This window comes from Nonomuraea sp. NPDC050404 (assembly GCF_040655495.1).
Lineage (GTDB): Bacteria > Actinomycetota > Actinomycetes > Streptosporangiales > Streptosporangiaceae > Nonomuraea.
This window is the reverse complement of the sequence record NZ_JBFAKB010000016.1, coordinates 208,981-221,743: the sequence shown is the minus strand read 5'-3', so window position 1 is coordinate 221,743 and position 12,763 is coordinate 208,981. Positions and strand designations below refer to the sequence as shown.

Here is a 12,763-nt window from a genome sequence, read left to right as displayed (position 1 = left end):
CGATGTAACAAATGAAACGACTCAGTGCGGGACCGGCCCCGTAGAGTCGCGGACGACCAGCTCGGTGCCCAGCGACACGTGCAACGCCTCCAGCGTGTGCCTGCTGAGCAGCCGCATCAGCAGCGTGACCGCCATCCGGCCCATCTCCATCAGCGGCTGGCGCACGGTGGTGAGCGCCGGCGAGGCCGCCCTGCTGATGTCGATGTCGTCGAAGCCCGCCACCGACAGGTCACCCGGCACGCTCAGCCCCCGCTCGGCCGCCGCACGCAGCGCCCCGACCGCCATCTTGTCGTTGAACGCCACCAGGGCCGTCGGCCGCTCCGGCAGGTCGAGCAGCTCGCGGGCCGCGCGGTAGCCGTGCTCCACATTGGGCTCCGGCACACTGCGCAGCAGTTCCGGGACCGGCAGCACGCCCGCGTCGGCCAGCGAGGCGGTGTAGCCGGCCAGCCTGGCCTCACTGGGCAGCCACTTCGGCGGGCCGCCGATGATCCCCACCCGCCGGTGGCCCAGCTCCACGACGTGCGCCATCAGCTTGCGCCCGCCCGCGAAGTGCGCGGCCGACACCGCCACGATGTCCTTCGGGGGCGGCGTCCTGGGGTCGATCACGACGAAGGGGAAGCCGCGGTCGCGCAGGCGTACGAGCTCCTCCCCCGGCTCCGGCGGCAGGATCAGGATCGCGCCCGCGACACCCGGCCGGTCGGGCAGGCCCGGCAGCACGGCGCTGCCCTGCGCGGCCTCGCCGGCCCCGAGGATCATCTGCCGGCCGTGCAGCTCGATGGTCTCGCCCACTGAGGAGACGATGAGCCCGAAATAGTCGGTCAGCAGGTACGGGCAGCGCACGTACACCGCGCCCCCCGGCACCTCCGGCGCCACCCGCGGCCTCGGCGCCTGGTCCCCCAGCCGGCCGACGGCGCGCAGCACCAGCTCCCTGGTGTGCGGGGCGACGTTGGCCTGGCCGTTGAGCACCCGCGAGACGGTCGCGATGGACAGGCCGGTCTCGGCCGCGACATCACGCACCGTGGCCCGCGCCCTGCCCTCCTTGACCATGCACGCTCCCCGCTCCGCCGTCGCCGACAGGATATTCAGCGGCTGGAGCCGATCTCCACCCCGCGGTTAGGGGGAAGAGCGCAGGTCATTCGGCGGCGGTGCGGCGGCCTCTCGCCGGCGGCTTCTTGCGGCCCGCCACCAAGGTGTCCCCCGGCGCGGGCGAAGGCTCCTCGCCCTGCTGCTTGGGCTCCGCCGCCTTCGTACGGACCCTGGGCTGCGGCGCGGTGTCCGCCGTGTCCGCCGGGGACTTCTCCGTCGCGGGCTTCTTCTCCTCCGCCGCCTCGGGAGCCGGCTTGGGCGGCGTCTCGGGCTCCCTGAGCGAGGCGATGACGCGGTCGGCCTCGGTGTCGGCGGCGAACTCGTCGGCCGCCTCCGACTCCCTGCGCCGGATCACGACCATGTGGTCCACCGACACGCGTCCCGCGCCCACCACGGCGAGCAGGAGGGCGGCGGCCGCGAGGAGGATGATCTCGTTCATGGTGATGGGGTTGAGCGGCGGGGCCACCAGGAAGACCGCCAGCGCCTCGGCGAACAACACCAGCCCCGTCACCGAGACCGCGAGCCCGGCGATGAGCAGCGCGCCGCCGATGAGCTCGGACAACATGGTGACGGTGGCCCAGGCACCGGGCGCGGGCGCGCCCTGCGCCTGGAAGTTCGCGCCGGTGATCTTCAGCCCGTCTTCCAGCTTGGCCCAGCCATTGGCGAAGAAGATACCGCCCACCCCCAGGCGGGCGACTAATGCGGCAAGATCACGAAGGGCCTGTTTCACGCTATTTGTCTGCCCGGAACGGGGCATGGCACACCTCAATCACGGCTGAGCAGCGTGGCCACCGCGACGGCGGTCAGGCTGAGCAGGACGACGCTCACGACGACGGTCGTGTGCAGGGCATTGACGAAGGCCCACCGGGCGGCGTCGAGCAGTGCGCCGCCCACGCCGCCGCCGATCTCGTCGGCCACGTGCGCGGCGGCGGCCAGTGACTGCCTGGCCTTGTCCATGCCGCCCTCCGGCACGCCGGCTACGGTGGGCAGTCCGGGGGCGTACACGATCGCGGTGATCGTGCCGAGCACGGCCACGCCCATGCCGGCCCCCAGCTCGTACGCGGTCTCCTCGATGGCCGCGGCGCCGCCGGCCTTGGACTCGGGGGCGGCGGCCATGATCGTGTCGGAGGCGGCGAGCAGCGCCACCTGCACCCCGAACCCGATGCCCACGAAGCACACCGCCAGCATCACGGGATGCCCCTCGACGCCCCAGGACAGGGTGGGGGTCAGGGCCAGCGCGACGAGCCCGAGGCCGCCGCTCATGGTGGCGCGCATGCCGACCCTGGGCAGGATGTGGGCGGCGGCGAGCCCGCCGGTGATGGCGGACAGGACCAGGGGCAACATGCGCAGCGCCGCCTGCACGGGGCTGTCGCCGAGCACGAGTTGCAGGTACTGGGCGAGCATGAGCTGCAGGCCGACCAGCGCGAACACGCCGAGCAGCACGCCCACGACGCCGGTGGTGAACTCGCGCCGCCGGAACAGCCCGACCTCCAGGAACGGCGTGCGCAGCCGGCTCTGCCGCCTGACGAACATCACCAGCAGCCAGACCCCGCCGAGGAACACCGCGATCGAGGCCCAGAGCGGCATCAGGCTGCCCGAGCCCGCCTCCTTCAGCCCGAACGCCAGCGCCAGGATGCCGGCGACGGAGAGCGCGGCGCTGACCGCGTCCCACGGCTGGTCCTTGCGCTCGCGCGACTCCGGCAGCAGCCGTGCGGCGGCGGGCAGCAGCACCACCAGGATCGGCACGTTGATCAGGAAGACCGCGCCCCACCACCAGCCCACGAGCACGCCGCCGATGAGCGGGCCGACCGCCGCGCCCGCGGCCGCGACCGCGCTCCAGACGCCCAGCGCGATGGCCCGCTCGCGCCGGTCGGTGAACACCTGGCGGATCAGCGAGAGCGTGGCCGGCATGATCATCGCGCCGCCCACGCCGAGCAACGCCCTGGCCAGGATCAGCGTCAGCGGGCTCGGGGCGAACGCGGCGCCGGCCGAGGCCAGGCCGAACAGCACGAAGCCCCACAGGACCAGCCGCTTGCGGCCGTACTTGTCGCCGAGCGTGCCGAACATGATCAGCAGCGGCGCGACCACCAGCGAGTAGATGTCGATGATCCACAGCAGCTGCACCGCGGAGGGTTCGAGCGCGGCGGTGAGCGCGGGGACCGCGATGTGCAGGACGGTAGCGTCGACTGTGATCAGCAGCAGGCTCAGGCAGAGCAGCACGAGGATGGACCAGCGTCGCTGCTGGGGGTCCCGATCGGCGGTACGGACGATGGGCGCGGCCTGTGTGACGGTCATGGGCCTCCTTGCAGGCCGATCCGATTCACAGGGCCCGCGTGCTTCGCGTGAGACAGGCGGCGGAACCACGGGGCGGCACACGTCACTGCGAGCTCGTCTTTTCCCGAGCTCGGCCGCCCGGCTCCGGCGCTCCGGCTTGCGTGGCAGCTTAGGCCATGCCACGCACTTGTCATAGCGGTATCGGTCGATCCACGGTCACCGCGTACCTCTCTAGAGAGATACAGCCATATGTCGGTATCTATCCATTAATTGTCCGCTAGCCGATCATGGGCATGTGGGGACCGACGCAAGTGGCGCAAAAGGCAACCTTTCCGACCGGTCCGCACGCGAATGGTGTGACGAGGCCCTGACCAGGCTGAACGCGGGCCGACCCGAGTCCGCGCTGGACGCCGCCCGCCGGGCTGCCGACCTGGAGCCGGCCGCCGACTGGCCGTACCGGCTCATCAGCCTCGCCCATGAGCGGCTGGGCCGCGACGCCGACGCCGTGCCGGCCGCCGAGCACGCCGTGGGCCTGGCCCGCGGGTCCTGGCCCGCCCGCCTGCGCCTGGGCGCGGCGCTGCGGCGCGTGACCGGCCGCTGGGCCGAGGCGGCCGAGCACGCCACGCTGGCCGCGAAGTTCGCGCCGGAGGAGCCGCGCCCGCAGGTCCTGCTCGGTGACCTGGCCCTGCTGCGCGGCGAGCACGCTCGGGCCGCGCGGGCCTACCGGGCCGCGCTGGCCATCGATCCCGGCGACCCGCAGGCCCGCGTCAACCTGGGCCTGGCGCTGCTGCGCTGGGACCCGCCCCGCCCGCACCACGACCCGGCCTGGCCGATCGACCCGCGCGAGACCGGACGGGCCAGGCGCGCGCTGGAGGTCTGGTCCCGTCAGGTACGCCTGCTGCTCGCCGTGGCCACGCTCGCCGTCGCCGCGGGCGCGCTGCTGCTCGACTGGGGCGCGCAGGCGCAGCTCGGCGGCCTGGCCGTGCTCGTGCTGCTGGCGCCGCTGACGGTCCGGCAGGCGCGGCGGGTCGGCGTCTGGCCGTATGCGAGGGCGATGCTGACCAGGGATCCGTGGCTCGGGGTCTCGGTGGCTTCTGCGGCGCTGTCGGTGCTCGCGTTCGCCTTCTGGCTGCTGCTCGGGGTGGTGTCCGGGCCTCCTTCCTCGTCCGGTCCCGTCTGGGCGGGGCTGGCGGCGATCCTGGTGCTGGGGTGGCCGGCGCTGGCGGCCGTGCGGATGCTGGCGGAGGCGTGGCGCGGCCGGCCGCTGCGGGCGCTGGCGGAGACGGAACGGGCACTGAAGGCGGGGTCGCCGGAGGCGGCACGTGCGGCCAGGCGGAATGCCGGGGTGACGCTCTGGATCGTGCTGGGCAGGACCTGGTCGGTGCTCGCGGCGCTGCTGGGCGGGGCCCTGGTGGTGGAGCCGGGGGCGGCGGTGGCCGCGGTGGCGGTGCCGTACCCGATGGTGCGCGGTTACCTGCGCGCCCGGCACCGCGGCGACCGGTGGCTGGCCACCGCGACCGGGCTGGTCGTGTCGGCCTCCGTCGCCTGCGCGGCGGGCGGGCTGCTGCACTCGGCGTGGGCGTGGCGGATCGGGCTGGGCGCGCTGGCGGCGGCGCTGGTCGTGTTCGGGGCGCACGCCCTGCGGACGTGGTGGCGGGGCGGTCCCGGGCCGTGGCGGTCCCGCCTGCTCATGAGCGACCTGCCCATGGGGGCCGAGCCGTCGGTCGCGCTGAACCCGGAGGTGCGCCAGACCTTCTCCTACGCCCGCAGCATCGTGTTGTCCTACGGCGACGCGCTCGGCCCCCGAGTGGCGGGGGCGGTGGCCTCCGTCACGTCCTCGGGCGAGCTGCGCCTGATCGCCGAGACGCAGGCGTGGGAGGCCATCGAGGAGGACCCGAGGGTGGCGGTGTTCGCGACGGACCCGCTGCAGCGGCGCTTCTGGGTTGAGGTACGCGGCGTCGCCAGCGCCGACGCGGACGTTCTGCGCATCACGCCCAAGCAGGTGCTCGTCGGCGAGTTCCCGGGGCGGCTGGCGCGTTCCCGGCGGCCAAGGTAGAAGTTTGTTCCATGCGAGTTCTGCGCACCCCGGAAGAGCGCTTCGCGAACCTGCCCGACTTCCCCTACGAGCCCCGCCACGCCGACGTCGCGGACGGCCTGCGGATGGCCTACGTCGAGGCGGGCCCGCCGGACGGCGAGCCGGTCGTACTGCTGCACGGCGAGCCGAGCTGGTCCTTCCTCTACCGTCACGTCATGGCCGAGCTGGCCGCGGCCGGCCTGCGCGCCATCGCGCCGGACCTGATCGGGTTCGGCCGCTCGGACAAACCCGCCGACCAGGCGGGCCACACCTATGCCCGGCACGTGGAGTGGACCCGCGCGCTGCTGCTCGACGTGCTCGACCTGGACGGGTTCACCGTGGTCGGTCAGGACTGGGGCGGCCTGATCGGGCTGCGGGTGGCCGCCGAGCACCCCGGGCGGGTCGCGCGGATCGTGGCGGCCAACACGGGCTTGCCGACCGGTGACATTCCCATGCCCGACGTGTGGCACCGGTTCAGGGACGCGGTGCTCAAGGCCCCGGTGCTGGACATCGCCAGACTGGTCCAGGCCGGGTGCAGGAACGAGTTGCCCGGACGGGTGCTGGCGGCCTATGACGCGCCGTTCCCCGACGAGTCGTACAAGGCGGGGCCGCGTGCGATGCCGGGCCTGGTGCCGATCACGCCGGAGGATCCCGCCGCGCCCGCCAACCGTGCTGCCTGGCAGATTCTCACGACACTCGACCGGCCGTTCCTGGTGGCGTTCTCCGACGGGGATCCGATCACCGGCGGCATGGCGCCCATATTGCGCAAATCCCTTCAAGGTGCCGCTGGCCTGCGACATCCTGTGATCAAGGGCGCCGGGCACTTCCTGCAGGAGGACGCGGGCGCCGAATTCGGCCGTCAGATAGCCCTTTTCGTGACCTCCACCTAGCGTGTCAGGACCGCCCAACAGTCGCTCTGGTGCGGTATAACCGGGGGCGGACCGGGGAGGCGTGATGCGTGAGTCCGACAGGGCCCAGGCCGCGGGGCGGGTCGCGGCGCGGGATCTGTTCGAGAAGGTTCGGCTGCGTTATTTCCAGATTCCCCCGGCCGCGCGCCGGGTGCTCTACGTGGTGGTGCTGGTGGCCACCATGGGCGTGGGCGCCGCACTCGGGTGGGACCTGCTCAAGACCTTCCCCCTGGTGCTCCTGCTGCTCGCCTTCGTGGCGCTGACCATGCGCTTCCCCCGCGCCGCCGCCACCGCGCTCGTGGTCGCGGGCTGGGTGGTGCTGGCGCTGGCGACGTTCGGCCACCTGTTCCCGCCCGGCGCGGGCACCCTGCACCTGATGGTCGCGCTGGCCCTGCCCGTCGCCGCCGCGGCCCACCTCATCCGCTGGGTGACGCCGTGGATGACCACGCTGATGGCGCTGGCCCCCGCCGGTCTGCTCGGCGCCGCGCTGTCCCCCCTCTCCGACGGCACGGCGGTCTGGGGCGCCTATGCCGCCGCCGCGGGCGTCCTGGTCTACCGGTTCGTGCTGGCGCGCAAGGCCCGCGCGGAGAGCGCCGCCGCCGAGGAGCAGAAGGTACGCGTCAGGGTGCGCGAGGGCAGGCCGGGAACCCCGCAGGACAAGACGGGCGCGCCGCCGCAGATCTCCGTCGAGGAGGCGCTCGGCGAGCTGGAGAGCATGATCGGGCTGGCCCCGGTCAAGGAGCAGGTACGCTCCATCGCCGCCTCCATCGAAGCCTCCCGCCTGCGCGCCGAGGCCGGCTACACCACCGAGCGGCCCACCAGGCACTTCGTCTTCGTCGGCCCGCCCGGCACCGGCAAGACCAGCGTGGCCCGCGCGCTGGCCAAGATCTTCTACGCGTTCGGCCTGCTGGAGACCCCCTACGTGGTCGAGGCGCAACGGGCCGACCTGGTGGGCGAGTTCCTGGGCGCGACCGCGATCAAGACCAACGAGCTGGTGGACCGGGCGCTGGGCGGCGTGTTGTTCATCGACGAGGCGTACGGGCTGGTCAACTCCTCCGACGGGCAGCCCGACAGGTTCGGCGCCGAGGCCGTGCAGACCCTGCTCAAACGGGCCGAGGACGACCGCGACCGGCTGATCATCATCCTGGCCGGCTACGAGCAGGAGATGGGTTCGTTCCTGTCCAGCAACCCGGGCCTGGCCAGCAGGTTCGCCACGAGGGTGCGTTTTCCCGGCTACTCCCCCGCCGAGCTGGTCGCGGTCACCGAGCTGCTGCAGGAGCGCAGGGGCGACACGATGGACGCCGAGACCAAGCGGGTGCTGCTCGCCCGCTACGACGACGTGCACCGGCGCGGCCTGCTCGACGAGCTGGGCAATGCCAGGTTCGCGCGCAGCCTGGTCGAGGCCGCCGCGCAGGCCCGCGACGTACGCGTGGTGGGCAACGGCGGCACGCCGACCACGCAGGACCTCGTCACCACCACCGCGCCCGACGTGACCAAGGCGTTCGACGGGCTGACCGCCCGCTTCCGCGGCTACGTGGCCACGCCCACCCTGGAGGAGGCGCTGGCCGACCTCGACGGCATGGCCGGGCTGGCCCCGGTCAAACGGCAGGTGCACGCGATCGCCGCCCAGCTCCAGGTGGCCAGGATGCGCCAGGAGCGCGGGCTGCCCACCCCGCCGCAGATGCGGCACTTCGTCTTCGTCGGCCCGCCGGGCACCGGCAAGACCACGGTGGCCAGGGTGCTGGGCCGGATCTTCGCCGCGCTCGGCCTGCTGGCCAGGCCCGACGTGGTCGAGGCGCACCGGGCGGACCTGGTCGGCCAGCATCTCGGCGCGACCGCGATCAAGACCAACGAGCTGGTGGACCGGGCGCTGGGCGGCGTGTTGTTCATCGACGAGGCGTACAGTCTGGTCAACCCCGGCTACATGGGCGGCGACGCGTTCGGCGCGGAGGCCGTGCAGACCCTGCTCAAGCGGGCCGAGGACGACCGCGACCGGCTCGTCATCGTGCTGGCCGGCTACGAGAGCGAGATGAACGCGTTCCTGTCCAGCAACCCCGGCCTGGACAGCCGCTTCAGCCAGCGGGTGGCCTTCCCCAGCTACTCGCCCGGCGAGCTGGCCCAGATCGCGGTGCTGCTGGCCGAGAAGTCCGGCGACACCTTCGACGAGGAGGCGCTGCGGCGCCTGGATGAGGTCTTCACCTGGGTGTGCGAGGACCGGCTGATCGACCGGCTGGGCAACGGCCGCTTCGCCAGGTCCCTGTTCGAGCGCTCGGCCATGCTGCGCGACGTGCGGCTGGCCGCCCACGCCTCGCGCGGCGGCTCGGCCAGTTCCGCCGACCTGACCACGATCACCAGCGACGACGTCCGCACCGCCGTGGACGAACTGCCCGGAGCTTGACCTTCTCGGCAGGTTCCCTGCGCCAGGACGCGCACATGGTGTAGCTATATGGCTACGATGGGCCACGTCCAGTGACCCACCGTGCGTGCGGTGCGCGTAGGAGGGGGAGCGATGGCGGGGTTCCTGGCCCGCAGGCTGCTCAACTACGCCGTGCTCGTGGCCGTGGCCGCCAGCCTTGCCTACCTGCTGGCGGCCATGGCCCTCGATCCTCGTTCCAACTACGCCGACCGCACCCCCAAGCCGCCGCCCGCCGTGGTGGACGCCCAGCTCACCGCGCTCAACCTCAACGACAAGACGCCGCTGCTGCAGCGCTACGCGGTCTGGGTGGAGGGCGTGCTGCGCGGCGACCTCGGCATGACGGTGGCGGGCGCGCCGGTCAACGAGGACATCAAGCGCCGCATGGGCGTCACGTTCCGGCTGGTCATCCTGGGGCTGGTCTTCGGCAGCCTGCTCGGGGTGCTCACCGGCGCGCTGGCGGCGGTGCGGCAGTACGGCTGGTTCGACCGGCTGTCCACCGGCGTGTCCTTCCTGGTGCTCGCGGTGCCCGTGGTCGTGCTGGCCAACATGCTGATCCTGGCGGCGGCCTGGGCCAACGAGCACCTGTTCGGCCGCCAGGTGCTGCTGGTCAGCGGCGAGTACAGCGCGGGACTCGACGCCGGTTTCTGGGCTCAGGCGGTGGACCGGCTGCAACACCTGATCCTGCCGACGATCTCGTTGTCGGTGGGCCTGATCGCGGTCTTCAGCCGCTACCAGCGCAACATGATGCTCGACGTGCTGGGGGCCGACTTCCTGCGCACGGCCAGGGCCAAGGGGCTGAGCAGGGGCAAGGCGCTGACCCGGCACGCGCTGCGCACCGCGATGATCCCCGTGATGACCTATTTCGCGTTCACGTTCGGGGCGCTGCTGACGGGGGCCACGTTCACCGAGAAGATCTTCGGCTGGCACGGGCTGGGCGAGCAGCTGATCAACTCGATCTTCAGCAACGACGTCAACACCGTCGCGGCCATCTCCCTGCTGGCGGCCGTCGCGGTGCTGTGCGCGTCGCTGGCCGCCGACGTGCTGCACGCCGCGCTCGATCCGAGGGTGCGGGCCTGATGACGCTTTCCGACGAGGCACTGGCGGAGGAACTCGCCGACGGCACCCCGAGCAGGGTCCCGTCCAGGGCGCGGGTGGTCGCCGGGCGGTTCTTCCGCTCCACGCAGGGGCGCGTCGGCTTCGCGGTGCTGGCGCTGATGTTCCTGCTGGCGTTCGCGGGGCCGCTGTTCAGCCCGTGGACCTACACCGACAAGGATTTCACCGCGTTCATGCAGCAGCCGTCGGCGCGCCACTGGTTCGGAACGCTCCAAACGGGCTCCGACGTCTTCGCCGTGACCCTGCGCGGCATGCAGAAGTCGCTGGTCGTCGGGCTGCTGGCGGCGCTGGTGTCCACGGCGCTGGCGGCGGTCATCGGCGCGTTCGCCGGCTACTTCACCGGAGGGCCCGACCGCATGCTGAGCTGGGTGACCGACCTGCTGCTCGTGCTGCCGGGGTTCCTGATCCTGGCGATCATGTCGCCGCTGTTCGGGGCCGGGCACTGGCCGCTGTTCGTGATCATGCTGGCGCTGTTCCTGTGGATGGTCACCTCGAAGATCGTGCGCGGGATGACGGTCTCGGTGAAGGAGCGGGAGTTCATCCAGGCCGCCCGCTACATGGGCGTGCCGCCGGTGCGGATCATCTTCCGCCACGTGATCCCCAACCTGTCGTCGCTGCTCATCGTGGACGCCACGCTCAACGTCAGCAGCGCCATACTCACCGAGACCTCGCTGTCGTACTTCGGGTTCGGCATCCAGCCGCCCGACGTCTCCTTCGGCACGCTCATCGCCGACGGCTCCAAGACCGCGGTGTACGCGCCGTGGACGTTCTGGTTCGTGGCCGGGCTGCTGGTGATCACCGTGCTGGCGGTCAACCTCGTCGGCGACGCGCTGCGCGACGCCTTCGACCCGTCCTCGCGCAGGGGGGCCCGATGAGCCCGGTCCTGGAGGTCAGCGACCTGAACGTGTCCTTCGGCGACGTACGCGCGGTGCGCGGGGTGAGCTACCGCGTGAGCCCCGGCGAGGTGCTCGGCATCGTGGGCGAGTCGGGCTCCGGCAAGTCGGTCACCTCCGCCGCCGTCATGGGGCTGCTGCCGCCGGGGGCGCGCGTCACCGGCTCCGTGCGGCTGCACGGCAGGGAGCTGATCGGCGCCTCGGAGCGCACGCTCAACTCCTTCCGCGGCAAGTCCATGTCGATGGTCTTCCAGGATCCGCTGTCCGCGCTGACCCCGGTCTACCGGGTGGGCGACCAGATCGCCGAGGCCGTACGCGTGCACCAGCGCGTCAGCAAGGAGACCGCCCTGGTCAAGGCGCTCGAACTGCTCGAACTCGTGGGCATCCCGCGGCCTGCCGAGCGGGCGCTGGCCTTCCCGCACGAGTTCTCCGGCGGCATGCGGCAACGCGTGGTGATCGCGATGGCCATCGCCAACGACCCCGATGTGATCATCTGCGACGAGCCGACCACGGCGCTCGACGTCACCATCCAGGCGCAGGTGCTGGAGGTGCTCAAGCGGGCGCAGGCCAAGACCGGCGCGGCGATCATCATGATCACGCACGATCTCGGGGTGGTGGCCGGGTTCGCCGACCGTGTGCTGGTCATGTACGCCGGGCGGCCCGTCGAGGTGGGCGGCGTGGACGACATCTACTACCGGACGCGGATGCCGTACACCGCGGGCCTGCTCGGCTCCGTCCCCCGGGTGGATCGCGGCGGGCGGCAGCCGCTGACGCCCATCGACGGCAACCCGCCCTCGCCCGCCGCGCTGCCGCCCGGCTGCCCGTTCGCGCCGCGCTGCCCGATGCGGGTCGAGGCGTGCGACGCGGGCGAGCCGCCCCTGTTCGAGGTGGGTGACGGGCATCGGGCCGCCTGCATCCGGTGGCAGGAGGTGCGTCCGGGGGCCCGCGAGCCGGCGGGCGACGGCCCCCGGCTGCTGCGGGTGCGCGGCGAGCGGACCGTGCTGTCGGTGCGCAACCTGGTCAAGGACTATCCGCTGCTCAAGGGGGCGGTGTTCAGGCGCAGGATCGGCACGGTGCGGGCGGTGGCCGGGGTCAGCTTCGACATCCGGCAGGGCGAGACGCTGGGGCTGGTCGGTGAGTCGGGCAGTGGCAAGACGACCGCGCTGACGCAGATACTCGAACTGGTCGCGCCCCAGGAGGGCGACATCGTCGTGCTCGGGCACGACACCGCGAAGCTGGGCCGGGGCGAGCGCACCGAGATCAGGCGCGACATGCAGGTCGTCTTCCAGGATCCGCTCGCCTCGCTGGATCCGCGTATGACCGTGCACGACATCCTGGCCGAGCCGCTGCGCACACACGGCCGGCGCGACGTCGGGCGGCGGATCGGCGAGCTGATCGCCCTGGTCGGGCTCGACCCCTCGCACGCCGCCCGCTACCCGCAGGACTTCTCCGGCGGGCAGCGGCAGCGCATCGGCATCGCCAGGGCGCTGGCGCTGGAGCCCCGGCTGCTGGTGCTGGACGAGCCGGTCTCGGCGCTGGACGTGTCGATCCAGGCCGGGGTGATCAACCTGCTCGACTCGCTGAAGGCCAGGCTCGGCCTGTCCTACCTGTTCGTGGCGCACGACCTGGCCGTGGTGCGTTACATCGCCGACCGGGTGGCAGTGATGTATCTCGGCAGGATCGCCGAGATCGGGCAGGTGGACGGCGTCTACGACCATCCGATGCATCCGTACACACAGGCTCTGCTGTCGGCGATCCCGGTGCCCGATCCGGCACGCGAGCGCTCCCGCCGGCGGATCCTGCTCGAAGGTGACCTGCCCAGCCCGGCCAACCCTCCGACGGGCTGCCGATTCCGCACCAGGTGTCCCAAGTTCCGTGCCGAGCTCACCGACGTGGAGCGGGGGCTCTGCGTCGAGGACGAGCCCGAGGTGCGGTTTCTGGGCGCCGACCAGGGTGTGGCCTGCCATTACGCAGACAAGCGCGAAGTCGGGTAGACCGC

Annotated in this window: 9 protein-coding genes; 6 read left to right on the top strand and 3 right to left on the bottom strand. The window is 72.3% G+C overall.

The window, feature by feature from the left end:
- Positions 1 to 21 precede the first annotated feature (21 nt).
- From AB0I81_RS38180 to AB0I81_RS38170, 3 genes are all read right to left on the bottom strand, one after another.
- Entirely contained in the window at positions 22 to 1,047 is a 1,026-nt protein-coding gene (locus AB0I81_RS38180; RefSeq protein WP_360667395.1) for a LacI family DNA-binding transcriptional regulator, read from the bottom strand.
- 85 nt (positions 1,048 to 1,132) lie between these two features.
- A complete protein-coding gene (locus AB0I81_RS38175; protein WP_360667392.1) occupies positions 1,133 to 1,816 on the bottom strand; it encodes a DoxX family membrane protein in 684 nt (227 codons plus the stop codon).
- A gap of 35 nt (positions 1,817 to 1,851) precedes the next feature.
- Positions 1,852 to 3,381: an MFS transporter gene (locus AB0I81_RS38170; RefSeq protein WP_360667389.1), complete on the bottom strand. Its 1,530-nt coding sequence runs from the start codon at positions 3,379 to 3,381 to the stop codon at positions 1,852 to 1,854.
- Between the two features lie 274 nt (positions 3,382 to 3,655).
- Between AB0I81_RS38170 and AB0I81_RS38165 the strand changes: the two genes are divergently transcribed.
- From AB0I81_RS38165 to AB0I81_RS38140, 6 genes are all read left to right on the top strand, one after another.
- On the top strand, positions 3,656 to 5,416 hold the full coding sequence (locus AB0I81_RS38165) for a hypothetical protein (RefSeq protein ID WP_360667386.1): 1,761 nt from the start codon (positions 3,656 to 3,658) through the stop codon (positions 5,414 to 5,416).
- An 11-nt stretch (positions 5,417 to 5,427) separates the two neighbouring features.
- Positions 5,428 to 6,324 (top strand): haloalkane dehalogenase, encoded by an 897-nt coding sequence (locus tag AB0I81_RS38160; protein ID WP_360667383.1) that lies wholly within the window; start codon positions 5,428 to 5,430, stop codon positions 6,322 to 6,324.
- A 64-nt stretch (positions 6,325 to 6,388) separates the two neighbouring features.
- Positions 6,389 to 8,740: an AAA family ATPase gene (locus AB0I81_RS38155; protein WP_360667380.1), complete on the top strand. Its 2,352-nt coding sequence runs from the start codon at positions 6,389 to 6,391 to the stop codon at positions 8,738 to 8,740.
- Positions 8,741 to 8,851: 111 nt separating this feature from the next.
- The gene (locus tag AB0I81_RS38150; protein ID WP_360667377.1) at positions 8,852 to 9,835 is read left to right on the top strand and encodes an ABC transporter permease; all 984 of its coding nucleotides are present in this window, start codon (positions 8,852 to 8,854) and stop codon (positions 9,833 to 9,835) included.
- Positions 9,835 to 10,746, top strand: coding sequence for an ABC transporter permease (locus AB0I81_RS38145; RefSeq protein WP_360667374.1), 912 nt, complete (start codon positions 9,835 to 9,837; stop codon positions 10,744 to 10,746). Before AB0I81_RS38150 ends, AB0I81_RS38145 begins: the two co-directional genes overlap by 1 nt.
- Positions 10,743 to 12,758 (top strand): ABC transporter ATP-binding protein, encoded by a 2,016-nt coding sequence (locus AB0I81_RS38140; RefSeq protein WP_360667371.1) that lies wholly within the window; start codon positions 10,743 to 10,745, stop codon positions 12,756 to 12,758. Before AB0I81_RS38145 ends, AB0I81_RS38140 begins: the two co-directional genes overlap by 4 nt.
- Positions 12,759 to 12,763: the final 5 nt, after the last annotated feature.